19 protein-coding genes and 1 riboswitch are annotated in these 24881 nt (G+C 54.1%); of the genes, 3 read left to right on the top strand and 16 right to left on the bottom strand.

From position 1 onward, the window contains the following. Window positions 1–4 precede the first annotated feature (4 nt). The 15 genes from ACEW8N_RS04670 to ACEW8N_RS04600 form a co-directional block, all read right to left on the bottom strand. The gene (locus tag ACEW8N_RS04670) at window positions 5–1657 is read right to left on the bottom strand and encodes a GMC oxidoreductase (RefSeq protein ID WP_373498643.1); all 1653 of its coding nucleotides are present in this window, start codon (window positions 1655–1657) and stop codon (window positions 5–7) included. Window positions 1658–1809: 152 nt separating this feature from the next. Continuing rightward, on the bottom strand, window positions 1810–2649 hold the full coding sequence (locus ACEW8N_RS04665; RefSeq protein ID WP_373498642.1) for a sulfotransferase: 840 nt from the start codon (window positions 2647–2649) through the stop codon (window positions 1810–1812). Between the two features lie 129 nt (window positions 2650–2778). Further along, window positions 2779–3177 carry a hypothetical protein gene (locus ACEW8N_RS04660; protein WP_373498641.1) on the bottom strand — a complete coding sequence of 133 codons (399 nt, stop codon included), beginning with the start codon at window positions 3175–3177 and terminating at the stop codon, window positions 2779–2781. 22 nt (window positions 3178–3199) lie between these two features. Then, complete coding sequence (locus ACEW8N_RS04655; RefSeq protein ID WP_373498640.1) at window positions 3200–7423, bottom strand: MopE-related protein; 4224 nt, start codon at window positions 7421–7423, stop codon at window positions 3200–3202. A gap of 173 nt (window positions 7424–7596) precedes the next feature. Then, window positions 7597–8931 (bottom strand): ABC transporter ATP-binding protein, encoded by a 1335-nt coding sequence (locus ACEW8N_RS04650; protein ID WP_373498639.1) that lies wholly within the window; start codon window positions 8929–8931, stop codon window positions 7597–7599. A 28-nt stretch (window positions 8932–8959) separates the two neighbouring features. Then, entirely contained in the window at window positions 8960–9820 is an 861-nt protein-coding gene (locus tag ACEW8N_RS04645) for an ABC transporter permease (protein ID WP_373498638.1), read from the bottom strand. A gap of 76 nt (window positions 9821–9896) precedes the next feature. Next, on the bottom strand, window positions 9897–10679 hold the full coding sequence (locus ACEW8N_RS04640) for an NDP-sugar synthase (protein WP_373498637.1): 783 nt from the start codon (window positions 10677–10679) through the stop codon (window positions 9897–9899). A 29-nt stretch (window positions 10680–10708) separates the two neighbouring features. Then, window positions 10709–12025: an NAD(P)H-dependent oxidoreductase gene (locus ACEW8N_RS04635; RefSeq protein WP_373498636.1), complete on the bottom strand. Its 1317-nt coding sequence runs from the start codon at window positions 12023–12025 to the stop codon at window positions 10709–10711. A 20-nt stretch (window positions 12026–12045) separates the two neighbouring features. Continuing rightward, a complete protein-coding gene (gene rfbC, locus ACEW8N_RS04630) occupies window positions 12046–12576 on the bottom strand; it encodes a dTDP-4-dehydrorhamnose 3,5-epimerase (RefSeq protein ID WP_373498635.1) in 531 nt (176 codons plus the stop codon). A gap of 52 nt (window positions 12577–12628) precedes the next feature. Further along, a complete protein-coding gene (locus ACEW8N_RS04625) occupies window positions 12629–13678 on the bottom strand; it encodes an NAD-dependent epimerase/dehydratase family protein (protein WP_373498634.1) in 1050 nt (349 codons plus the stop codon). A 122-nt stretch (window positions 13679–13800) separates the two neighbouring features. Next, window positions 13801–14574, bottom strand: a complete 774-nt coding sequence (gene rfbF / locus ACEW8N_RS04620; RefSeq protein WP_373498633.1) for a glucose-1-phosphate cytidylyltransferase — start codon at window positions 14572–14574, stop codon at window positions 13801–13803. A gap of 68 nt (window positions 14575–14642) precedes the next feature. Further along, the gene (locus ACEW8N_RS04615; protein WP_373498632.1) at window positions 14643–16055 is read right to left on the bottom strand and encodes a sugar transferase; all 1413 of its coding nucleotides are present in this window, start codon (window positions 16053–16055) and stop codon (window positions 14643–14645) included. Window positions 16056–16355: 300 nt separating this feature from the next. Then, window positions 16356–17441, bottom strand: coding sequence for a hypothetical protein (locus ACEW8N_RS04610; protein ID WP_373498631.1), 1086 nt, complete (start codon window positions 17439–17441; stop codon window positions 16356–16358). A 401-nt stretch (window positions 17442–17842) separates the two neighbouring features. Next, window positions 17843–18358, bottom strand: coding sequence for a hypothetical protein (locus ACEW8N_RS04605; protein ID WP_373498630.1), 516 nt, complete (start codon window positions 18356–18358; stop codon window positions 17843–17845). Window positions 18359–19086: 728 nt separating this feature from the next. Further along, window positions 19087–21333: a malectin domain-containing carbohydrate-binding protein gene (locus ACEW8N_RS04600; protein ID WP_373498629.1), complete on the bottom strand. Its 2247-nt coding sequence runs from the start codon at window positions 21331–21333 to the stop codon at window positions 19087–19089. A gap of 70 nt (window positions 21334–21403) precedes the next feature. Next, a riboswitch (cyclic di-GMP riboswitch) is annotated at window positions 21404–21494 on the bottom strand. 365 nt (window positions 21495–21859) lie between these two features. Between ACEW8N_RS04600 and ACEW8N_RS04595 the strand changes: the two genes are divergently transcribed. The 3 genes from ACEW8N_RS04595 to ACEW8N_RS04585 are packed head-to-tail and all read left to right on the top strand — an operon-like array spanning window position 21860 to window position 24159. Continuing rightward, window positions 21860–22828 carry a hypothetical protein gene (locus ACEW8N_RS04595; protein ID WP_373498628.1) on the top strand — a complete coding sequence of 323 codons (969 nt, stop codon included), beginning with the start codon at window positions 21860–21862 and terminating at the stop codon, window positions 22826–22828. A gap of 31 nt (window positions 22829–22859) precedes the next feature. Next, window positions 22860–23729 (top strand): histidinol-phosphatase, encoded by an 870-nt coding sequence (locus tag ACEW8N_RS04590; RefSeq protein ID WP_373498627.1) that lies wholly within the window; start codon window positions 22860–22862, stop codon window positions 23727–23729. 28 nt (window positions 23730–23757) lie between these two features. Next, the gene (locus ACEW8N_RS04585; RefSeq protein WP_373498626.1) at window positions 23758–24159 is read left to right on the top strand and encodes a rhodanese-like domain-containing protein; all 402 of its coding nucleotides are present in this window, start codon (window positions 23758–23760) and stop codon (window positions 24157–24159) included. Window positions 24160–24193: 34 nt separating this feature from the next. Here the strand turns inward: ACEW8N_RS04585 and ACEW8N_RS04580 are convergent, their stop codons facing one another. Continuing rightward, on the bottom strand, window positions 24194–24811 hold the full coding sequence (locus ACEW8N_RS04580; protein ID WP_373498625.1) for a hypothetical protein: 618 nt from the start codon (window positions 24809–24811) through the stop codon (window positions 24194–24196). Between the last annotated feature and the right edge of the window lie 70 nt (window positions 24812–24881).

Here is a 24881-nt window from a genome sequence, read left to right as displayed (position 1 = left end):
CCTGTCATCCGTTTCCCCTGGCTGTAATCTCCTTGACATGGTCGGCAAGACGCATGACGATTGCGACAGTGGTAAGCACCGGATTAGCGTATCCGCTGGTGGGAAAAACCGAGGCTCCCGCGACAAAGAGGTTCCCGACGCCATGAACCCTGCAATGTTCGTCCACCACGCCGTGTTTTGGGTTGCTGTTCATCCGCGTCGTCCCCATGTGGTGCCAGCCGCCATGGACGTTGCGTGGAATTTGATCCGCCCGGGTGTGGATGATCAGATGCCCTAATCCGGCCTTTCGAAGCTCTTCGTCAAGGATTTCCTGGGCCCGCGTGAAGGTATGTGTGTCGAGGGACGTGAGACGCCAGTCCAGGCTTACCCTTCGCTGTCCGATGGCGTCCCGCTCTTCTCCAAGCACCACTCGGCTGTCGGGGTTGGGAGCCTGTTCGACCATGGGGTTGAGCCAGCAGACCGCAACATGCTTGTTGCGTTCAAAATCGCGTTTGAATGTTCGTTTGAATTTTCGATAGGTCGCCCGCGCGATGCTCTTCCCGTCAACCATCATGTTTTTGAGATGGGAGAGGAGGTTCACCGGCATTCTTCCGCCCAGCATGTTTTTCTTAAGTTCCCGATAAGCGATGACGCCGGGGGTGTCGTGGCACAAATAATGGTTCTGGCTCAGACGGAAATCCGGATGAATGGACGTCACCCAGTTCAACAATTTCTCTTCCCGGAGGGTGGCCTCACCGATGGCAATCTTGCCCATGACATTCGTGCCGTTTTTTCGATGGACTTCATAGAGCCGCATGGCGTTTGAGACCGACACACCTGCCGGAACAAAATTGCCCGTCCACAAGTGGGGGTGCTCCATGAAAAAACGCCCCACGAGGTCGTTATTGTTTCCGATGCCTGGCTTCCATACCTTGTCAGAAAGCAACAGAAGCCGGGGGATTTCGATTGCGCCCATGGCCAAAATATAGAGCCTGGCCTCGACCCTGAAATGGTTTCCGTTCAGGCATGCTATGCGAAAACCCGTCACCGCATTGCCCGACTCGGTGGTTTCGATCTCGGCTACATTTCCGTGCAGCAGGGTTTTGACGCTCTCTGCGCGATCGATTTCATCCCGAAAGTCCTTGAAAAAGATATCCCTCCGGGCAAACTGGAACATCGTGGTCTTGACACGATCGCCCACAAACGGGAAGGCCGGCCGGGAATCCGGATCGACCCAGTCCGCGGATTCGTAGGTGTAAGGGCCGATCTTGAGAAACCGGTGGGCTCTTTCGTAGTAGGGATCAAGGTGCGCCTTGTCGAATGGCCACCCGCTGTGGGGCACCCATTCCCGCTTTTCAAAATCGATGGGATCCAGGGCACGAAGGCGGACCCCCATCTCCTGGCCCGGAAGTTTGACGCCCCAGTAGTGCGCAGTGCCTGCGAAAAACCTGCCTCTGGCCGTGTCCAGAGGGTAATACGGAAGCCCGATGTTCTCCCCGTAATACAGTGCCTGAGTAGCTTTGTCCGGCTTAAATCCCCCGCTCTCGACGATGCACGTATCAAAGCCGGAAGCCATGAATTCCCGCGCCAAGGTGATGCCGGCAACCCCGGCACCGGCGATGCACACGTCTGTGCGGAAGATCCCGTCCTTATCGATAGTGCGGGCGTCTATGAACATTTCTGATGATCGGTGAAGCCGTCTGTCGTCATGATCGTCATATAAACCTTCGCGTAGATGCTTTGCAACCCTCAGCCGCCAGCTCGCGATGGGTTCCGCTTCGCTCCACCCATCCTACCTGCTCGCCCCTTGGGCCTTAGCCCTTGCCCCTATCACGCCGGTTTATCCCAATTAAATTCCATTCCGAGATATGCATACAGCGCTTCATTGTGAGGGGCGTAATAATCGACAAGTTTCCTGCGCAATTCCGAGGGGATCTGTTCCTGATAGCCGCCGGGGTTGTGCGTCTTGAATTCCGCGATCCTGTGGCGCGCGAGGCCCACAAAATCGCAGACCCGGTCATACATCGTCTGGGGATCGGAAAAAAGAGCATCGCTGTCCAGTATTAAGAATTGTTCCTTCGGAAAGTAGACTCGGCAGGCCTTGAGCTGCTCCACATAGACCCCCCGACCAAGATAGGCGTGATGGCCGTGATGGACGCTGAAATAGCGCTCATCCTCGACCATTTTTTCGAGTTCGCCCTTCAGACGCTCGGGCTCGGTTTCAAGGGCCTCTTCGAAGGTCAGGGATTCACGCCCATGCCGGATCTCATTATGATAATGCGAATAGGCGCGGTCCACGGGATTCCTCAGAAGGACGATCAGTTTCACCTCCGGAATAAGTGCCGATATCCGTCGGCAGGCGTGGGGGTGGTACATATAATAAGGGCTGGCTTCGCCGGTGACGATACTTCTGCCCTGGAGCCGGCATTTCAACTTTCGGATCTTCGTGGGGAACTGTCGCCGATACCAATCGAGACCTTTGTCATATTTGAAATCAAAATAGTGGATCTCTTTCGTTTTCGGGGCAATAAAATCCGGATGTTTCTCAAGATACCGAAACAGTGACGTGGTGCCGCATTTCATCGCCCCGATAATGATAAAAGCCGGAAGCATTTGAAGCCTCGCGGCGATGGAATGGGACATGACATATTTCTTTAAATTCTTTGTCAACACCACAATCTATCCTAATAATCCGTCGGAATGGCTCGATGGAAATGGGGACCGGCCGCGTAGGCCTCGCTGAAATTTTCAGGCTTCAGCGAGGTCTGAAATTCCAATCCGTCTCCGGTACAGAGAAACTCAGGGCCTGACTTCCTCAGAAATCTTCCATCGGTTCTGCTCCATCTTGACGACATAGCGCAATTTTTCAGGAATGGTTTCATTTTGACGGAGGATCTCCACATCGACGGTTTTGGTGCCCTCATTGACGGCGACGATGTCGGTCACCCGTATGGTTGCATTGGCATGAATTTTTCTGAGAAAATTGCCATAAGCAGGATTATTCCTGAGTTGTTTCCCCCTCTCGCTCAGCATCGGATCGGTCAAGAAGGCGGCTGCGCTGTTGCCGTGGCCATTGGAGACATTAAAAAAGAACTGCTGCACCAACCTCTCGATCTCGGCGTCATTCGCCCTCGAAACCGGCGGCAGGAAAAGCATGGCAATTGCCAAAAGGCATATTGAAATCATTATTTTTTTCATTTTTTATCCATCCTTTGCCTGATTATGGGCGTTCGAGAATACCGGTTCCAACAATGGCGTCATGCCATATGGCCGCCATCTCCCGGTAGCCGCTGCCGTTGGGATGAATTTCATCAAAATACAGACCCGGATTCTGTTTGAAAAAGGTGTAAAAGTCGGGAGATGGGTCGGGAAGCCCTCTCTCCGCCGTCAATTCGTCGATGCACGCGTTGTATTCCTGAATCAATTGATCCCGAGCTATGGAGACGTCCTTGACGAACGGCACCTTGGCAAGGAACGGGGTATGGCCCCCAGCCTGAATCGAATCCACGATTCTGGACATGTAATGTTTATAGGTATCGATGCATTCGATATTCCCCGAGGCAAAATCGGTTGCAGTGCACCCCACCCCGCTCATGAGGGGCAACGTCCCAGCGGAATCGTTGGTGCCGAACAGTACCAGCCAAAGTTGTGCTTTTGAATGAACGTCGATCGTTGATCCGATTCTTGACAATCCTTGTACCGAGGTCGTTCCACCAAGGCCCTCGTTATAGACCGTGACCGGCACACCGAATGTTCCCGATAGCTGGTTGTTGAGCATCGGGGAAAGACCCCGATTCAGGTTTCTACCGTCCGATGAATTGTTATCAGCGGTGTTATCGTCCCCAACACCATTGGAGATGCTGTCTCCGAACAGAGCGATATACTTGCCGCCGAATCCGATCTTTCCATTTGCGTCTCCGTCCAGGCCTGCGGAATCGGAAATCGCCTGGCCGGTTCCGTCCACGATCATCGCTGAAAGCGAGTGGTCGCCGGAGAGGACTCCGCCAAAAGCGCAGCCAGCCGTATCATAAGGTGGAGAATAATCCAGGCAGTCTTCCATGCTTGTCATGCCGGCATCCTTGATGAATTTGACGCCGTACCCGGAAAGCAGGTTCATCACCGTCGCGGCACCGTCCATTTCATAAGGCCCGGCGGTGTCATCCGTCGAAGCGATGGTGAAGGCTCCGGGCTGGGATATCGCCAGTCGCGGGGAAGAAGCGGGCAATGAGACCTCGATATCGTCGAAGGCCGTGGGGCCCTGGGTGAACAGGGCAATGCTTCCCGCCGCATGATCGGTATCCCTTGCGCTGAACAGGATTTCACCGTTCTCGTAGACGATCATCTCGGGTCCGTCGATCACCACGGTTACGGTCATCTCCTGCCCTATGCTGAACCCGCGGCCGTCAAAGGCCAGGGTCGTGAACACACCGTTGGTTTTCTTCTCGAGCCGCCGGATCCCCTGCATCCGGCTGATCAGGTACCGGTAATAGTTGTTTCCGTTCTGATACCGAAACAGGATCCCCATGGAATCCCTCGGTCCAAAGGCGCTGGCCAGGGAGGTCATTTTCAGCCGAACACTATAGTCATCAAATCCAAATCCTTGACTGTAATACGCATAACTGCCGAGATGATAGTTCTTTTCCCATTCGTCAACCCTTGCCGAAAGCTGGCTGTACCTCCCGTTGACGATTCGCCAATCCGACGGTCTGGCGATCGATTCATCCACTACGCTCCATCGTGACAGATCCGGGCTGGAGAAATTCTCGAACAGCAGGAGGGTTGAGGAGTCGCTATGAGAGATTACGATATCGTCAAAATAGGCCTGGGTCACCTCGAGCGCACCGGTCTTTTTGTTGTTCCACGCTCCAACAGTGAGCGTATGCAGGCCCTGGCCCAAGGTCAACTGGAGGGTCGCGGTGCGCCACCCGCTGTCCTGAATCGGCGTGTCCACGTCTGTTCCCCGCAGTTCGTAGATGAAATCGCCACCCCCCGCGCCGATGAGGGCGCCGTCCACCGAAGCCAAAACCTGGCTGTATTCATCGGCTTCGTATTCCCCGGCGATGGTGAGGCGGTACCTCAAGCTGATGTTCACCGGCCCTCCGGCCAATACCTCAAAGGAAATCGACCATCCCCCGGACATGCCGTTGGTTACCGAAACGCCATCAATGTCACCCAAGGTGACCCTCAACCCGCCGCCGGTATACCCACCAGTGCCGACATAACTTCCCGAGGCGTAGGCAGGACGGCTGGTCCCCCGGAACAGGTCATCGTTATAGACGAAGCCCTCGCTGTTGGCATTGAATCCGAACTCCTCCCGAATGCCTCCGCAGAAGGCATCACAGGAATCATCCAGACAGTCAATCAATCCATCGCAGTCATTGTCGATATTGTCGTCGCAGGTCTCTACAGCCCCGGGGTTCACCGACGCGTTTGCATCGTTGCAGTCGCCTTGGCCCACTGTGTAGCCGTCGCCGTCCGCATCCGGGGATGAGGATGACTGGGAAATGACGATATCATCAAAATAGGCATTCGTCACCTCGAGGGCGCCCGTCTTCTTGTTGTTCCAGGCCCCCACCGCCAGGGTATGGGTTCCCTCGGACAGCGTCACCTGAAGCGTCGCGATCCGCCACCCGCTGTCCTGAACCGGGCCGTTGACATCCGTCTCCCGCAACTCGATCAGGTAATCGTTTCCTCCCGTTCCGATCAAGGTGCCGTCCACCGACGCCAGCGCCTGGCTGTATTCGTCGGACTCGTATTCCCCCGCGATGATCAGGCGGTATCTGAGGCTGATGCTGACCGGACCCGCCGCATTCACCGTGAAGGAGGTCGACCAGCCGCCGGACATGCCGTCTGAAATACTGGTGAAGTCAAGGCCGCCCACCGTTACCCGCAGTCCGCCGCCGGTATAACCGCCCGCTCCGTCATAGGTTCCGGAGGCGTAATCCGGACGCCGGGTACCCCGGAAGAGATCATCCCGATAGGAAAACCCCTGGCTGCTCGCATCAAAATTGAACACCTGGCTGTCTCCTCCGCACGGGAGATCCGCGCCGCTGCAGTCCTGGTCGATCCCGTCACCGCAGATCTCGGTAGCACCCGGGTTTATCGATGCGTTCGCGTCGTTGCAGTCCCCCTCCGCCACCGTATAGCCGTCGCCATCCGCATCCGGGGACGACGTCGACTGGGAGATGACAATATCGTCAAAATAGACATGGGTCACCTCGAGGGCGCCCGTCTTCTTGTTGTTCCAGGCCCCCACCGCCAGAGTATGGGTCCCCTTGGAAAGGGTCACAGTAATTGTCGCAGTGCGCCATCCGCTGTCCTGAGCCGGTCCGTCGATATCCGTCTCTCTCAACTCCAACAGGTAGTCTTTGCCGCCCGCACCAATCAGAGTCCCGTCGACCGAGGCCAGCACCTGACTGTATTCATCGGCCTCATATTCGCCCGCGATCGTCAGTCGATATCTCAAATCAATGGTGACCGGCCCTGCCTCGTTTACCGTGAAGGGGATCGACCACCCGCCCGACATGCCGGTCGTCAGCCAGGTATTATCAACGTTTCCCACCGTCACCTGCAGCCCGCCGCCTGCGTATCCGACAGTGCCTGCATAGATCCCCGAAGCATAGGCCGGGCGACTGGTACCCCGGAACAGATCGTCCCGGTAGGAAAATCCCTCGCTACCCGCATCGAAACTAAACTCTTGGCTGGCGCCACCGCACAACAGGTCCGCGCCGCTGCAATCCTGATCGATGCTGTCTCCGCAGATCTCCACGGCTCCGGGATTGATCCCTGCATTCCCGTCGTTGCAGTCTCCCTGGGCAATGGTAAATCCATCGTTGTCGCCGTCAATGTTTTCGTTGACAATGAAGTTGGACGGAGCAGGCCGATTGATCACCGCCGCGTCGACCGGCGTCGACCGGTTCTGGGTCAGCCAGATCTGATCGATGCGGGAACCTTTATCCCGCCGCACCACCGCAAAGGTCTTTTTTCCGGGACTCGACACGTTAAAGCTGACCATGTACCCACGGACGCCCGCACCTCCACCGTCTGTATACCACCACCACTTGTTCTTCCAATGGGCATATACGTATGTTGCGGCTGGGTCGCCATAACTCACCTGAACGCCGTTCACGGAAGCAAAGAAGCCGTTTTGGGTGTGATCCTCAGCATAGCTTCTCAAATGAACGTAATAGGTCCCTGCCGTTTTGAAATCGATGTCGTATTCCGCCCGGATGGTTTTGCCGGAAAAAGTCAAGGTACCGGGATCATCCTTGGCCGACTCAATGTAGCCGGAACCAATAAACCCTGTTTTCTGGGTGTTGACAAACCAGGTTCCCCCCACCGACCCGCCGAGGCGGGTATATTGCTCGGCGTCGATAACGACTTCACCGCCGATGGTTTGGAAGGTTGCGGCCTCCGCAACATCCAGCGCCCATGCAACCAGCATTAGCAGCCCCGCCAGGAATATGGCTATGCCCCGACCCCATAGGTATCCTGCAGTTGATGATAATTTCGGCACGTTTCGCACCTCCGCTGACGTATGGTCCTACTGGTGAAACCAGAGAGGACCGTCGCCATAAAAAATTGATGTCACGCCATATCTTTCGTGTCGCATTTGCCTCATGAATCAGATCTCATGTACTCGGTTCGCCATTCCAGCTTTGGCCGCATGACCCCATGAAGTTTCCCGACATAATCCCCTCGGGCGGTAGTGCCGTCCTGTTTGTCGATAACGGTGAAGGCGACGGCCGATGGGCAACTGAACAGAACGCTCAACGGCTTTAAGGTTACCAGAACAGCCTTGACGTTAAATGCCCCCTCGGCCATGATATTGGCAGGCACCTCCACGGAGCTGACATATCGTCCCGCGGGACGCTTTTTGCCGCGCCAGTCTGGATCAACATCCACAACGGAAAACGCCGCTATACCATTACTGTTGAAAACATGGAAATTGGGAAGAAGAATGAATCCGGATTCGAATACATCATATTCCATTTCAATCCTGTAAGGTTGGTTGATGTCGATGTATTCGGAAACCTTCGATTCCCCTGACACAATCCGGACGGCGCGAACCCTGGCGATGTCGTTTCCCGGCGCGCTTTCCGGGTCGGACCATTCCTTGGAGGCGCTCGTTCCCATCTCTGAATTCAGATAGGTGCTGATGACCTTCTCGGACGGGCCGTCATCGACGACCTTCCCGCGCCCCATAAGAATGGACCGGGAACACAGCCTGGCCACGGCCTGCATGTTATGGGAAACAAACAATACCGTCCTCCCGCTTTTGCCCACATCGTCCATTTTGTTGAGGCATTTTTTCTGAAAGTCGGCATCACCTACGGCAAGGACTTCGTCCACAATGAGAATCTCGGGCTCCAGATAGGCCGCCACGGAAAAGGCCAGCCGGACCTTCATGCCGGAAGAATAGCGCTTCACCGGGGTGTCGATAAACTTGCTGACGCCTGAAAAGTCAACGATATCATCAAATTTTTGGTCGATTTCGTTTTTCCTCATCCCGAGGATCGTGCCGTTCAGGTAGATATTCTCCCGACCGGTCAGCTCCGGATGGAAACCGGTCCCGACCTCCAACAGGCTCGAAACCCTGCCTATGATCTCGGCCCTTCCGGAGGTGGGTTTCGTGATTTTGCATAAAATTTTCAACAGGGTGGATTTCCCAGCGCCATTGGTCCCGATGATTCCGACCACCTCGCCCTGCTTGATCTCAAACGACACTTTTCTGAGGGCCCACAACACATCACCCCCGTTGTCACTGCCTTCTGCATCGAGGTCGACATCCTTGAATCGGTAGAGCGAGCGGTGTTTCTTGAAATTCGAAATCGGACTCCGGATGAAATTAAGGGATGCTTTTACAAAATTATCGCTGATCTCCTCTTTTAATCCGATTCTGTAAATCTTGCTGATGTCATTGACCGAGATAGCAGCTTCTTGATTTTCCATTCGTTTACCAATTCTTGTCATACGGGTATCAGATCACGTCAACAAAAATGCTCTCCATCCGGTTAAAGTACATGAACCCCCCGATAAATAACACCAATGCCGCCGCCGCACCGGGGAGAATGTAATTCCATGAAAACGGCAGGCCGAGAAGGCAGCTTCGAAAGCCTTCGATGACACACACAATCGGATTGAGACTATAAAAAATGCGGTACTTTTCCGGTATGGAGGACGCCGAGTAGACAATCGGCGCCGAGTACATCATCATCCGGATGGCAAAGGGCATGGCGTGCTTCACATCCCGAAACCGGATGGCCATGGCCGACAACCAGAACCCCACCCCCGAGGCGACCAGGATCATCACCAAAACAAACACAGGAAGGAGGAGAAGGTTCCATGTGGGCCAAACCCGGTAGTAGATCATGATGGCAACGACAATGATCATCGATATGCCAAAATCGAGCAGCTTGGCCAGGACCGGCGTCAGTGGATAGATCAATCTTGGAAAATAGATCTTGCCAAGCATGTTCTGCCCCAGGATAAGGCTTTCGCTGGATTTGGTCATGGCCTGGGACATGTAATTCCAGGGAATGATGGCAACGCTGGAGAAGAGCACATAGGGAATCCCCTCCGTACCGATCCTGGCGACTCTTCCGAATATAATGGTGAATATCAGTATCTCAAGGAGCGGCTGAATGATCGCCCAGGAAAAGCCAAGTATGGTTTGGGCATACAGCACCTTGATATCGCGCCACACCAGAAAGAAAAAAAGATCTTTGTATTGCCTCAACTCCGCCAGGTCCAGGGACCACCAACTGGAATCGGCCTGAATGACCGAAATGTGATCCCGGTTGGCTTTTGAATTTTCAGTATTGTTTTCAGGATTTTTCAAGTAGATAACCTGTTTCCAAATTTTGTTCAGGATGCGTTTTGCCGGCAGAGGCCATTCGGGGCCCCGTCTTCAGGGATTATTGTGGGTCCAATCCCTGAACTCCCGCCTTGACCGCCGCGATCAAATCCTCCGGCGTTCCAATGTCCACATATTGACCATTGTCAAAAATAACGGTCTCGACGACAAATCCTTCGCCCATGTATGCCCGGATGACCGCCCCGATGTGCAGTTCCTTGTTTTCGCTCCGATCGGGGGCGGACGCCTCGGAAAGGTATGCATGCATGAACCGCGTAAACACGCCGGTCCACACCGCGATGATCCATGCGTGCTCCAGTGTGGTGGCAGGGGGCTTGATCAGGATTTCCCGGACCCGCCCTGCGGAATCGATCTCCACCATGTCCATCTTATGGCTGCGCTGGGCCCGATACAGTCCCAGCACAACACCCGCACCCGACGCCTGCTGACGGTCCAGAAGCCGGACGAAGGCATCATTGGGTGTAAAAACGATATCGGGAAAGCCGAACAGGACGACATGGTTTTGGACGAATGGAAAGGCACAATCGACGGTGAACGCAACCCCCGGGGTGGGATCCGTTACCAGATAGGCGAGGTTCAGCCCGTAAAGCGCGCCGTTGCCCAGGTAAGCGGGAATGTCCCATTTCCCGGATCGTAAAACCATATACACCCGCTCGGCATGGGCGATTGCCATACTTTCCAGAAGCGCATGGCAGGCGGCTTTGGGTTTGATCCCCTGCCCCGGTTCGCATCGGAATCCCATCGGATAGATTTCTTTGCTGCAGGGCAAGGGGCTGATTCGTGAAGCCGCACCGGCCGCGGGGATCAGACCGATTCGCGCCATCTACCACCTATCCATGTCAGGTGATCTTTTCATGGCCTGTTTTCCAGGATCGGTTTGAAAAACAGACCATCCTGCTCCCGCCGCAACTGGTCGCAAAGCCGGCCGGCCGGGAATTCCACATCATCACAGGTAAGAACCTGGTCCCTTGAGAGATCGCGTTTGACGGTGCAGCCCTCGGCCAACCCGATGGGCAGGAGGTTTTCGCGGATGACCGTATCGCTGTTCTCGCAGAGCCCGTAAGTCATGTAATGCCCCAGTCCGTCCAGCGTCTGTCCCTTCTTGAGATCGATCTTGGCCGCGGCGACGACATCGACACAGGGCCTGCCCATGGGACTGATGGCCGCATCGTGAAAAATCGCCGCCCTGGCGACTGTCAAGGGTACCTCGAAATGGCAGAGATGATAGGGGGTATAGAAGCAATACAGCGGACCTTCCCCGAGCTTGTAAAGATTCAGGTAGTGCTGCTGGACCGGATTGTCGTGTGTGCCCAGTACAAAAATACCGGGGCCGGGCTCGGCCCCCACCACGTAATCGACAATCCCCGGGCCGTGGAGGACCTCTTCAACGGGATAGGCATCGACGGCCTGCCGGATATGGGTTCCCGCCGCCACCGTCGGCCCGAACATGCCCCGCTTTGCCACCCGCATGCCGGTCGCGTTGGCGATAATGGCCTGCTCAAAGGAGACTTTCGTACCATCGGCAAAGGATGTCACCATATGGGGCTTCTGCCCCCATTTTTTGGCAAACCCCTCCTGCGTCGTCGGGTTCCGATAAGGATCATGAAGCCCTTTGATATTGCCGCACAAAACAGGTTTGACCCCGATGGATTTGACAAATCGGTAAAGATTCATGGTGACCCCGGGCTGATCACCGTCGGCATTGGTCACCACAACGCCCGCCCGGTCGGCATGCACCTTCAGCACAGGGCCGATCGTGCCGTCCAATTCCGCGTTCATCAAGACCACGTGCTTCCCGTTCTGAATGGCGGTCATGGCCACATGGGCCCCGAATTCCACAGCCCCGGTCACCTCGATGACGACGTCGATATTGCCGGCCCGGCACAGCATCAGCGCATCTTCCGTAACCCCGTGCCCACCCTTTGAAATGATGGATTCCAGGTCGCCCTGCGTCTCCGCGACCGCGGGAGTCTCGACACTTGCACCCTGAAACGCCTTGATGGCGCCGTCCAGATGCCTGTTGGCGATGGCCACCAACTCCATCCCTTTCACATACCGCTGAATTTGAAGGGCGATTCCCCTCCCCATGAAGCCGGCGCCGATCATCCCCACCCGAACGGGACGATTTTCCGCCTGCCGCTTCTCCAATGCTTTGTCAACGATGATCATACGTAAGCGCTCCTGAAGGTTTAGTCGCCGTAGTCTTCCCAATGGGCATCTTTTGGGGATATCACCTCAACCACGGTCGGCCAATGGATCCCGAAAGCCGGATCGTTCCAGCGGATGCCCCGCTCAGATCCCGGTGAGTAGAACTGTGAGACCATGTAGGTGACCTCGGTATCCTCCTTCAGCGTCTGAAAGCCGTGTCCGAACGATTCGGGGACAAAGAGCATCTTGCGGTTTTTCGAAGTGAGTTCGATACCGAACCATTGCCGGTAGGTGGGAGACTCTTTCCGAAGATCAATGATCACGTCGTAGATCGCCCCGCAGGTGCATCTCACGAGTTTGGTCTCTTCATACGGGTGGATCTGATAATGCATGCCGCGGAGGGTTCCTTTCTTAGCGTTATAGGAGACATTGGCCTGCACGATCCGCGGCACGAGGCCATGCTCCTCAAACTCCTTTTGGCAATAGGAACGGGCGAAAAAGCCACGGTCATCCTCAATCTTTTTCAATTCAAGAACAAAGGCGCCCTTCAACGGGGTTTCCTGAAAGATCAAAACAGCCCTCCATTCGTGTTAACGGATCCGAAAAAGCAAGCATTTGTGCGAATCACTTTGCCCAATTGAGTTCAGGGGTCAACAGGTTCAGCTCCCGGAACCTGTTCAGCACCTTCAGGCGCATGAAATAGGAATTCCTGAAGTTGGGATCACTGAATCTCATCGCCTCCAGCCCCTCCTGGAGTTCACGGATGGTGGCGGTCAAATCATAGCGGGGCTGGTGATGGGGGGCAATCTGCTTGAAAAGTGAAAAATCCACCCGATAAGAACGCTTGTCCGGCTCCGCGTTCGTGTTGATGGAGACCTCCACGCCGGGGATGACCTCCGCCGCGGCCTCGGCCAGTTCCCGGACCTGATAGTTCCAGCGGTCGCTGCCGGTATTGACCGCGACAAACGCGCCCAGATCGGTCGGGCGGGAGAGCGCCCATTCAATCGCCAGCGCCATGTCCTTGACATTGATCAGCGGCCGCCAGGGGGTTCCGTCGCTCAGAATCGTGATCTTTTTTGAGGCGACCGCGCCTGCAACGAAGTCATTGAGCACCAAGTCGAGACGCAGCCGATCGCTCATGCCGCACGCCGTCGCAAACCTCAGGCATGTAACTTTCAAACCGTCTCCCGCGATCTCCTTAAGTTCTTTTTCCGTGTTGACCTTCGACCGGGCGTATGCGGTGAGCGGGTTCAACGGCGATGTCTCGGTTTTGGCGCTGTCGTCCGCCGACCCATACATGCTGCAGCTCGATGCAAAGATGAAGCTTTGGACGCCGGTTTCTTTGGCCAATCTCGCCAGACGGACGCTCGACCGGTAATTAACGTCGAGGGTCACGTCTTCGTAGGTCTTGCCCATGGGATCGTTGGAAATCGCCGCCAAATGAACCACGGCATCGATCTTGTTGTTGGTCAGGATATCGGCCGATATGGTGCGGATGTCCGCGAAATACTGCAGGTCAACCCGATGTTCCGGAAGACAGGCGGCATTGGTGAGGCAGTGGGCAAAATAGCCCATATCATAACCGACGATTGAAAGATCCGGCAACACCGAACGCAGATGCTGAACCAAGTATGACCCGACATACCCCATATTTCCCGTAATCAAGATGCGCATTGACTTCTTCTCCGATATTTTTTCCAGGTATGAATTATCTTAATATTCTTCAAAAAAACGACGCGATATCGTGCCGAAACCGATCAAACCGGCAGAATGCCGAATCCCTTCCAAGACATGGATCACCAGACCTTCCATGGCGCGTTTCCGCTCTTCCATAGCTCTTCAAGATAATTTTTATCCCGAAGCGTATCCATGGGATGCCAAAACCCGTTGTGGCGATAGGCCGCCATGTTGCCTTCATCCGTCAGGGTTTCCATGGGCTCACGCTCCCAGGTGGTTGCATCCCCGTCGATGTAGTTTATCACTTCCGGTTCTAAAACGAAAAAACCGCCGTTGATCCATGCGCCGTCCCCCTCCGGTTTTTCACGGAACGATTCGATCTTGTGGTGTCCATGGGAAAGCTTGAAGGCGCCAAACCGCCCCGGGGGCTGGACAGCCGTCAAGGTGCTCAACGCACCATGGCGTTTGTGAAATGCGATGAGTTCGCCGATATTGGCGTCGGTGAGACCGTCGCCATAGGTAAAACAGAAGGCTTCATTGCCGATATGATCTCGAACCCGCTTGAGACGCCCGCCCGTCATCGTGTTTTCGCCCGTATCCACCAGTGTAACCCTCCAGGGTTCGGCATCCGTTTTAAGGACCTGCATGCTGTTCCTGGCCAGGTCAAAGGCGACATCGGAGGAATGGAGAAAATAATTGGCAAAGTATTCCTTGATGTAAGACCCCTTGTACCCGAGGCAGATAACGAAATCATTCAATCCATAAGAGGAGTAGATCTTCATGATGTGCCAAAGTATGGGTTTCTCTCCGATCGTCACCATGGGCTTTGGTTTCACGACGGTTTCTTCCGACAGACGGGTACCGAATCCTCCAGCTAAGATGACTACTTTCATACACGTTCCTTATGACAGCCGCATTTAGAATAGACACATGCCGCTATGGCCTTTTTTGGCATGTACTGTCAAACCGCACCGTTTCCACGCAATACCACGGGAACTGTTTTGAGTAAAATCTTGAAATCGAGGGTCAAAGACCATTTTTCAATATATTCCAAATCAAATTCCAGCCATTTCGAAAACGGCAGATTGCTGCGCCCGCTGATTTGCCACAGGCATGTTATGCCCGGTTTTACGCTGAATCTTTTTCGCTGAATACCCCGGTCAAAAAGGTTCACATCCCGGACGGACATGGGCCGAGGCCCCACAAGACTCATGCTTCCTCCGAGGACGTTGAGCAGTTGGGGAATCTCATCCAGGCTGGTTCGACGGATAAATCTGCCGACACGGGTCACACGGGGATCGTTGGTCATTTTGAATATAGGTCCCTGGGCTTCATTCAGGTGCTCCAATTCCTTTAATTTTCCTTCGCTTCCCACATACATGGAGCGGAACTTGATCATTTTGAATTGCCGCTTCTTCAGGCCCACCCGATCTTGAAGAAAAAAAACCGGACCCGGCGAATCGAACTTTATTGCGAGGGCGACACACCCCATCAAAGGCAGGAGCACCGGCATGGAAAGCGTGACGGCAGCGACATCGATGAGCCTTTTCAGAAAAAGTTTACCTTCATCCAGCGCAACGGGCTCAAGGGTCAGCAGCGGAATGGCGTCCAATTGCATGAGGCTGACACGTGCAACCTCAAGATCGTAAAGATCCGCCATAATCCTCAGTTTGATCCCCTCTTCTTCACAGGCGTGGGCGATGGATTCGACATCGCCGATAAGCGTTCGGGGAATGGCCAGCAGTACTTCGTCAATGACGTATTGCTTCAAGATGCTGCTGATATCCTCCACCGTCCCCAGGACAGGCACCCCCAAAACCTCCGATCCAACGAGATCCAATTTGGGATCAATATATCCCACAATATCGACCCCCCATTCGACCTTCTCGCGCAATACGCGCGACAGGTGAATTGCACGGTTTCCGGTACCGATGATCAGCACCTTCAGAAAATATTCCCCCCTGTTCAAAGACCTCCGAAAATATGAAACGATGAAAACCCTGTCTAAAATAAGCATTGCGAGAATCAAACCCGTGAAGTTGATAATGACGACCCGGCTTACAAAGTTGAGCTTCAGGAAAAAAATAACACCCAGAATGGCTGTCATCGCGGCTGCAACACTTTTGGAAACCGCCCAGACATAGTCGACCATTCTCATCCGTCGGGGAGAGACGTATGCGTTAAAGTACGAAAGGTGAAAAAGTATCAGCGCAAATATCATTGGGAGGATGGATATGTGTTCATAGAAGTTTCCCCTGTCATAGCCTGAAAACCCGAACCTGAAACCATAAGATGCAAAGAAGGCAATAAGGATGGACGTGATGTCCAGCATCAACAGAGCGCGATCAAACTCCTTGGACCGATCCTCAAACATCTTGTCGCGTTCCTCCCCGGACTGGCTGTTTTGCCATACTTAACTATAGCTCCGCTTTGCCGATTGCACGGCCGGCTACATTGCAACTTATTGTTCTTATTCTAAAAATATTGTTTTTTAATCCAGTCGACATCCTTTTCCAGATGTCAAATCAGGATGACCCCGTCGCGCATGCAGGCATTAGCGTAAAATACGCCTCACCGGCCGCTGCGATCCTCCTCAGGATCGGCAGTTTTCCGGATGCATGTCGATAACCGGGAAGACTCGCCATCTGTATTGGCTTGTCGGCTCTTCTCGTTTTCAAACCGGCCTTCCAGATGGACCGTATGTGTATTTTTTATCGCATGGAGGCATATCATTCTTTTTACCGGTTACAACGCGTCGCAGAACCTTGTCATGCCCGATCCGTTCCACCAGTTCATCGCTGCTTTCCCGGGGCATCACCCCATAGTCGATCACAAACAGGACATCATCCGTCAACGCTGCCTGATCCGATTTTTCCGAAGGAAATGAAAACGGCGCAGGGAAAAAAATAGCAGTCCGCTCATCGAAACACTCAATCCATTCAGCCAGTAATGCTTTCGTTTCCGATAGACATGGAGAGGAGACCGAATTTTCCGGGTCGCGCCAGTCGGACAGGACACTTAATCCCTCCATGCCGGTTTTATGGATTTTACCGGATAAAGGGACGCCACTGGTGAAATAGTCACTGAGACCGGAGATCCTATCAATTTCGAACAACTCACCAAGAGCCGGGCTTTTCAAATCACAATCGACCAGCAAAAGTTCACCCGGAAGCGCGCTGGTGATCAGAATCGGCCGCCGCACCTTTCTGTCGGAGGAAAAAAACAAAAGAGTCTGCAAGAGTTTGAAGCATTCCGCTTCAACAGAATCTGAAGCCAATAAAAGCACCAACCGAGGCTTGACCCTCATTTTTTTTTGGGATAATGAGAGCCCTTTGCCATGGTCTTCCTGCAGGACACCAGTCGCGTCATTAAATTCTTTTTTGAGCTCTCGCTCTTTTGCGATAAGAATGGCGTTCTTCAGTTGATTTTCAACATCCCGAATTGTTTTTGATTTAACGATGGGTTGCGGAGGGCTTCCTGCGTTTCGCTTTCTCTTTTTTCGTTTATTGGGTTGGGCGGCCGATACGCCAGAAGGCCATCGATTGTCATTTTTTTCGGTGGGCTCGTTGTCGGGTACGTCAAGTCTGTTTGGCTGTTTTACCGGAAAGTCTGGATTGTCCTCGACCACCGCACAATGTTCGGGAGCACTGCAATCCGGGGCCACGGCACTTTCCCGACCCTCTGCTTCCCGGTTTCGAATGTTTTCTCTGAAACCCTCTTTCACCATTCGAATACCCTGCGGCGTCAGTTTCCACTTCATGAACAATCCCTTGAGAGTAAAAGGCATAATTTTTGACCGGAACCGAATCGTAATTGTTATGCAATTCTATTCAAAATTAATTTTATAACCTTTTTTCCGTGTCAGGTAAAGCGCTCTGGTCGCCTCCAGTAAATTTGACGGTTCCGCCAAAAAATCGACACCGGCGGTGCGCGTTACCCATCGTCACTGAAAAACGCACAAGCAAGACTCATTCCCCGGAATTCGCCGGCTTTGTTCTCGAAATGTCAGCAGAACCATCTGTCATGGGGGTTTATCAAAAATCCACGGTGAAGTTTTGTTGACGGAAAGAGATGTTGTTTTTCAGCCGTTACGCTGCCGTTTATGGCTTCGGCTCGGTGTTGTTTTTGAAGACTGCACCCTTTTTACGCCTCCCCATCAAATCATTTTTTCAATCTAAGTCTCACAATCGTAAACAGCCCGATAAGTCCAAAACCCAGGACGCTTATAGCACCGGGCTCCAAGACAGCCTTTCTGTCATCACCGTAAAAAACGGGATCCTTCTCATTCTTTCGGCCGCGCCCCTGTTCAAATGTCAATACCCAATCACCATCAATCGCTGAACCAGGGGCCATCTTTGAAACCATATCCACATGGGGGGAAAACAACGCGTATGCCTGTCCATCAATATCCTCGCCATCTCCAATGCCAACTGCCTCGAGGGTGGAACCATCATTTCCGTAGGCCGGCGACACGGAGCCAAGATTCGATTCATCGTGATACGCGGTTGTTGCGCTTACGTTCTGAAAACCTCTTCCACCTTTGGTTAATTCCGGGTTGTCTTCAATGGATTCTGATCCGGAGATCAATACGGATATAAAGACGAAGGAAAGCAAAGTTTTGCCTATTTTCCCAATCATATTTCCCCAGCAACACGAATGTTGTTTTGCTCTCTGCATGGATGGGCACCTGACCAACTCGTTCCTGTGGTGGATATTTTGCTCCCCTTCCGAGAACATCAAGCCAAAAGCACAGATCTTCAGAGGTATGAGGTCTTGCTGTCGAATCATCTTGCCCTTGAAGACTTCATGCTATGAGCCTCCTCCATCACGAGCATTCATCGACCTGGAAAAAAGTTTTTGAGACATATTGCTGGTCTCTTTCACACAGCAAAAAGGTTTTTTTAAAATATGCAGTAAAAATAATCATCATACGGAGATTTTTCAATGGATCACCCTTGCACTGAATCACGAGCCTGAACGCTTGACAAAGCAGAAGCAAAATAGGTGCCAAATAAACATCCACCCAGAACCCACAATTAAAGAATACGAGAACAAGAGGTTAGAAGAGAACTATCTTTATAGAAAGGTATTAATTCACAATTGATTATTCAAAAACTACATAATTTGTTATCGGAGGAAAAAAAATGTCATCCTTTCCCCGCTGGGGACGGCCTTTCGGCCAAGCATCAGGGTCAATACCCCAAGTTGCCACATCGTGTCAATAATGGAGCGGCCTTCATTCCGGAAGAGCATACGGCCTTGTTATCAAGTAAAGAGTCGTATCAGGAGGGGCTTTTTTCAGCCCCCCATGATACATTTCTGTTTTCAGCCGGACGATATTCCTGATGATCCGCCTGCGTTTATATCAGGTTCAATTCGCTCCGTTTTCAAAGCCAGCACCCGCGCTATAGATCGATGGAGGTCAACACGACCTCCATGGCACATACCTTGGCGCTATCCACCAATGCCTTAAAATCAATATTCAGAAAACCATCTCGAACGGAAATATTGTCCAGGATCTTCATGACAGCAATATATGTCCCTCCCTCGGACACGATATCAAAATCAGAAATCCCGGCCTGACCGTTTTCCACGGAGACATCAAAAATTCTTTTACCGCTCGACGCAAAATTCACTTCGGCAAAATGAAGCCTCAGCATGTAAATGCCCGGCTCGACCGGTATTCGGTAACCAAATTGATTCCCGTATCTCTCACTCCGATACAGCACATCCTGAGTAGTGCCTTGAATGGCCGGATCTTTTAAGGATGTATTCTGGCCGCCGCTGTAAAACCGGTCGGATACCCAGGTGATACCATTGACGGTCACCATGGGGCCACCGGTATTGATCCGATATTTCACTTCACCAGCCGGGGGGGCGTCCGTCACTTGAAAAGCATTTAATTCGATCATGATGTCATCAAAATAGGCCCGCGTTGTCTCCAGAGCGCCTGTTTTCTTATTGTTCCATACGCCCACCGCAAGGGTATGCAACCCCTTGGAAAGGGTCGGCCGAATCGTTGCCGTACGCCATCCGCTGTCCTGCAACGCCGTATCCGCATCGGTACCCCTCAGTTCCAGCAGATGGTCCCGCCCGTCCGTGCCGATGAGTTTCCCATCGATGGAAACCAGCACCTGGCCGTATTCGTCGGCTTCATATTCGCCCGCAATCGTCAGACGATATCTGAAACTGATGGCCACTGCGCCTCCTTCGAACATTTCGAAGGTTTTCGACCACCCGCCGGACATGCCATTGGTAACCCACTTGGCATCCATACCTCCGAGCGTCACCTTTAACCCCCCGCCGCTATAGCCCTCCGAACCGACATAATTGCCCGATGCGTATGCCGGGCGGCTGGTGCCCCGGAACATATCGTCCTTGTAAACAAAACCCTCGGCCTGCCTATCGAACCCAAACGCCTGAACAGCGCCCCCACCGCACATCGCATGGCAGTCGGTGTCCAGACAATCCGTCCATCCGTCCATGTCATTGTCAATATTGTCATCGCAGATCTCCGGTGCGCCGGGATACACGGTTGGGTTCGCATCATCGGTATCCCCCTCGTTTTCCGAAAAGCCGTCGCCGTCATTGTCCACGTCTTCATCGCAGAGCCCATCCCGGCCGTCGCAGTCCTGATCAATACTGTCTCCACAGATTTCGGCAGCGCCGGGGTATATCGACTTATTGGAATCATTGCAGTCTCCATCCTCAACGGAAAATTCGTCCGCGTCTGCATCCGGTGCGATGATCGTCTGGGAGATCACGATGTCATCAATATATGCCTGAGTTGTCTCCAGAGCGCCCGTTTTCTTGTTGTTCCAGACGCCGACAGCCAGGGTATGCACACCCTTGGACAGCGTCGGTCGAATCGTTGCCGTCCGCCAGCCGCTGTCCTGGAGCGGCGTGTCCACATCCGTGCCCCTCAACTCCAGCAGATAATCCCGCCCGTCCGTACCGATCAGCTTTCCGTCCACGGAAACCAGCATCTGGCTGAATTCGTCGGCCTCGTATTCGCCCGCGATCGTCAGTCGATACTTCAAGCTGATGGCTACAGCCCCTTCTTGCACCACATCAAAGGTCTTCTTCCATCCGCCGGACATGCCGTTGACAATCCACTTGGCGTCCACGCCGCCCAGCGTCACCTTCAAGCCGCCGCCGCCATACCCCCCGGAACCGGCATAGCTGCCAGAGGCGTATACCGGGCGGCTGGTGCCCCGGAACAGATCATCTGTATAAGCGAAAGCTTCGGCGTTCGTGTTGAAACTGAATGCCAACTGGACCCTATCGTCCGTATTGGATCCGCCGCTTGGAATAAATTTAGAAACCTCATTTGAAAAGCCGCTCTCCCCGCCGCGGGAATCATACGCGGTCGCAGCAAAATAATAGGTTTTATTTTCTTGGAGACCGGCCATGCTCCAGGTATTGCAATTTCCCGCGTCAATGCTCTCCGTGTATTGCTTGCTTGCCGTGCCGTAATGTATCTTATATCCTGCGGGGAGGGGGCTTGTGGGCGAATCCCATGCCAATTCCACCTGAGCGGAATGCACGGAGCTGCAAAAGACCAATAAAATCAGGAAGATGAATGAAAAAGTCTTTAGAAAAGTATCTTGGTGGTAAAATAGCGGTGTTAATTTAAAACAATTGCTTTTCATAGCAACATCTCCTCAATGTGCAGATGTCGCAAGGTCACTACGGAGATGAAGCAGGTGGGCATGCTTTCAAACCGGCAACCCTGCTACCTTGTCCCGGGCTTCCGGGGTTTAGGCCAGCGGCTTTGCGTCCCAACCTTTCGGATGGTTTGCCTTTTTCGAGTTTTTTTCTTTTTTATCTTGAAGTCCCGTTCACGGCATGGTCTTCAAGCATGTCAAGCAGGCTTATTTCATTTTTCGGCCTCCTTTTGTGTTGTGGGGTTTCACGAAATGCCGCAACATTCGCATGATGGTCGTTACGGCCCCGTTAACTGCGGACATCCATGTTGCCCGATAGGTACTACAACGTAACCATCCGATTCAATCAACTATTGGCTCCAATAACTGTGTATTTTTCCGCAGGTTTTCCGGACCGGAGGCACGGGAGGATCCCCGGCCCCCGGAATCGCACAAAACGCTTCACCCGTTTACAAGACCCTGATCGGATTTATTATTGTTTATTTGATACAGGTCATCTATGGACATCTGGATGGATTCGCTCACCTATACTGCCCGGCTGCTCCTGAAAATGGGATCCGTAATGTTCGTCTCCCTCTTCGGCGTCGAACTGCTGATGCAGCTTGGCCTCATGCGGCGGCTTGAACCCCTGGGGAAGCCGTTGGCGCGGTTGGCGCGCCTCCCCACCGAAAGCGCCGTCACCTTTCTGGCGAGCATCGGTTCGCTGGTGGCGGGAAACACCATGAGCGCCCAGTTCCATCAGGACGGAAGGATTTCCCGGCGGGAACTGGTGCTGAGCGCCGTCTTGAACACCGTGCCGCTCCATTTCAAGGAGGCGTTGACCTTTCATTTTCCGATCATTCTGCCCCTGCTGGGATTGAAACTGTGCCTCATTTACATCGCGGCCTTCTGGCTCGCGGGTTTCCTGAAACTGGCCTTTGTGATCACCTGGGGCCGCTGGTCCTCCGGCCCGGAGGCGTGTCTTTCAGGCGACAAAACATGGCCGGAATGCCCTCCCCATTCCCCGGACTGCATGAACCGGACCTTCAGGCAGCTCATAGGGGATGCTTTCCGGTCGAAGCAGAGGCTTTTCCTGCGGATGATGCTTCTCCTTGCCGTCGTCACCTTTCTCGTCCAGCTCATGGTCCAGTCCGGCATGATGGACCACGTCAACCGTATGGTGCGGCCCTTGACGGACATCCTCAACCTGCCACCCGCGGTGATCGGCCCGGTGAGCGCCTACATTCTGAGCCCGACCGTGGGCATCACCTACATGGCCAATCTCCTGAACGAAGGCCTGGTCTCCGATTTCCAGGCCATCGTCGCCCTCCTCGCCGGCGGCATTCTGATGGTGCCCGCCATCCGCCTCAGGGGAACCCTGCCGCGCTACACGGCGATCTTCGGCGTCAGGCACGGGCCGCTCATCTGCCTTTTGACCCTGGGGCTCTCGCTCCTGGCACGGGCGATCATTCTGATGCTCGTGCTGCTGTTTTACCCATAAGCTTTCAACGATAATGAAGGAATGGATTCCTATGAACCCAAGCAGCGCCATTCAGCGGGTCTCCGTCCATGGGGGCCACAGCGGGGAATTCTGCTGTCATGCCCGGGACACGCTGGAAGAGGTCGTTCTCGCCTACATAGACCATGGCTTTTCCTGGTTCGGCGTTACGGAGCACATGCCGCCGCCGGACAACCGCTTTCTCTATCCCGACGAGATCGAAGCCGGGCTTGACGCCGGCGCGCTTCGCGGGCGTTTTGCCCGTTACATGGACGCGGCCAGGGACCTGCAGCGGAAATATGCATCGTCCATCCGGATGCTCGTCGCCTTCGAAACCGAAACCTACTCGGGCTCCGTGCTCTTTGCCGAAGCGCTCCGCAATCAATTTCAGCCGGATTACATTGTGGGATCGGTTCACCACGTCAACGACATCCCCATCGACGCCACGGTGGAGCAGTACCTCGAAAGCGCCGAGGTTTCCGGGGGGATCGACGCGCTCTACCGCGACTACTTCGACCTTCAATACGAGATGCTTCAGGTCCTGAAACCCGAGGTGGTGGGCCATTTCGACCTCATCCGAATCTTCGATCCGGAATACCCGCGTCGGCTGGAACGACCTGAAATCCGGAAGCAGATCCACCGGAACCTGTCGTTGATCCAAAAATATGACCTGATCCTTGATTTCAACCTGCGGGCCCTTACCAAGGGAATGCCGGAGCCCTACGTCTCCCGACCCATCCTTGAGACGGCGAAAACCATGGGGATCCCGGCGGTCCCCGGCGATGATTCCCACGGGGTGGGAGACGTCGGCTTGAATCTGGACCGGGGGATGGCCATGCTCCGGGACGCGGGCTTCGACACGCAGTGGCGGGTGCCGGGAAGAAGGCTCACGGCTCAAGGCTGACGGAGGGGAGCTGGAAAGGAGAAAAAGGATGTTCTGGGTGATTGCATTTCTGCTGGTTGTCGTGGGATGGGATGCGGGTTGGGTTGCGGCTGGCGTCAAGCCCATGTTTCCCTGGCAGCTCCGAAAACATCTGGCCGAATCCAAGCTCGATCCGGTGCTGATCGATGTCCGAACGCCCGCGGAATACCGTCTCTTCCACATCGCGGGCGCACGGCTCAGGCCCGATCTTCTGCTGCGGCCCGGGGCGCTGGAATTGGAGGATCCCCTGCGACCGGTGGTCGTCATCTGCATGACCGGCCACCGGTCTCCGGTGGCTGCCCACCGCCTGGGAAAGCATGGCATCCGGAACGTGTACAACCTGACCTGGGGGATGCTGGGCTGGAAGCTTTTCGGCGGGAAAACCCTGACAGGCGACCCGCCGGCTGGCTAACCCCTGCGGCGGATCGCCTGAAACGGCTTGAATCCTATTTCCGGGTCGCCTCAGGGTAGACGAAACTGAAGGGAACCACCTCGCTGACGGTGTCGGCTGAAAACACCGCCGTACCGCCGTTGACATGGACGGGAAAGGCGAATTCCGGCGCGCCCGTCCACCATTTCTCCAACTGATCGAAGGCGGAGACGCCCTTCTCCTTGAGCTTGAATCCGCCGGTCACCATCAGGCTCAGGAGGGTCTGGCGCCCGTCGATGATGGAATGGACGCGAAGCTGATTGGTCTTCCCGGCCGGGATCCACTGGGTTTCGATGGCGCTTGGGACGTTGACGTCGAATTCGTCAAAGGCCACCGTAAAGCTCAGACTTTCCAGCAGAACCGAATAGGGGTTCGGGTTTTCCATATTGAAGATGAAGGCCATATCGAGAGGCGCCCCGTAGTCCCCGGCCGTGCCCTTGGTCGGTGGGACATCTTTTGCATAATACCACCACCCCCAGTAATGGGCAATCTCAACATGGTCCAGGGTGATCACCGGCGGCTTGAAGGTATTGGCGGAAGGCTCGGATTTCGTGGCCGTTCCGGCACAGCTGAAGAACAGCATGACAACGGCCAACACCATCATTCCCAACAATGTTTTTCTCGTGTCGATCATTTTCCCCTCTCCTTAGTTAATATGAAGCGGCGCAGGGCCTCCCGTCTCACGGGGCGCCGGCAAGGCCGGA

Source organism: Desulfococcus sp. (assembly GCF_041737845.1).
In the GTDB taxonomy this organism is placed as follows: Bacteria; Desulfobacterota; Desulfobacteria; order Desulfobacterales; family Desulfococcaceae; genus Desulfococcus.
Note: the sequence above shows the minus strand (reverse complement) of the source record. Positions and strands in the feature narration are given on the sequence as shown.

Bases quoted from the DNA above. Each gene is read 5' to 3' on its own strand.
- ACEW8N_RS04670 (WP_373498643.1), bottom strand. From the start codon at position 1,657: ATGTTCATAGACGCCCGCACTATCGATAAGGACGGGATCTTCCGCACA.
- ACEW8N_RS04660 (WP_373498641.1), bottom strand. From the start codon at position 3,177: ATGAAAAAAATAATGATTTCAATATGCCTTTTGGCAATTGCCATGCTT.
- ACEW8N_RS04655 (WP_373498640.1), bottom strand. From the start codon at position 7,423: ATGCTGGTTGCATGGGCGCTGGATGTTGCGGAGGCCGCAACCTTCCAA.
- ACEW8N_RS04650 (WP_373498639.1), bottom strand. From the start codon at position 8,931: ATGGAAAATCAAGAAGCTGCTATCTCGGTCAATGACATCAGCAAGATT.
- ACEW8N_RS04640 (WP_373498637.1), bottom strand. From the start codon at position 10,679: ATGGCGCGAATCGGTCTGATCCCCGCGGCCGGTGCGGCTTCACGAATC.
- ACEW8N_RS04635 (WP_373498636.1), bottom strand. From the start codon at position 12,025: ATGATCATCGTTGACAAAGCATTGGAGAAGCGGCAGGCGGAAAATCGT.
- ACEW8N_RS04625 (WP_373498634.1), bottom strand. From the start codon at position 13,678: ATGCGCATCTTGATTACGGGAAATATGGGGTATGTCGGGTCATACTTG.
- rfbF (WP_373498633.1), bottom strand. From the start codon at position 14,574: ATGAAAGTAGTCATCTTAGCTGGAGGATTCGGTACCCGTCTGTCGGAA.
- ACEW8N_RS04615 (WP_373498632.1), bottom strand. From the start codon at position 16,055: ATGTTTGAGGATCGGTCCAAGGAGTTTGATCGCGCTCTGTTGATGCTG.
- ACEW8N_RS04610 (WP_373498631.1), bottom strand. From the start codon at position 17,441: ATGAAGTGGAAACTGACGCCGCAGGGTATTCGAATGGTGAAAGAGGGT.
- ACEW8N_RS04605 (WP_373498630.1), bottom strand. From the start codon at position 18,358: ATGCAGAGAGCAAAACAACATTCGTGTTGCTGGGGAAATATGATTGGG.
- ACEW8N_RS04600 (WP_373498629.1), bottom strand. From the start codon at position 21,333: ATGAAAAGCAATTGTTTTAAATTAACACCGCTATTTTACCACCAAGAT.
- ACEW8N_RS04595 (WP_373498628.1), top strand. From the start codon at position 21,860: ATGGATTCGCTCACCTATACTGCCCGGCTGCTCCTGAAAATGGGATCC.
- ACEW8N_RS04590 (WP_373498627.1), top strand. From the start codon at position 22,860: ATGAACCCAAGCAGCGCCATTCAGCGGGTCTCCGTCCATGGGGGCCAC.
- ACEW8N_RS04585 (WP_373498626.1), top strand. From the start codon at position 23,758: ATGTTCTGGGTGATTGCATTTCTGCTGGTTGTCGTGGGATGGGATGCG.
- ACEW8N_RS04580 (WP_373498625.1), bottom strand. From the start codon at position 24,811: ATGATCGACACGAGAAAAACATTGTTGGGAATGATGGTGTTGGCCGTT.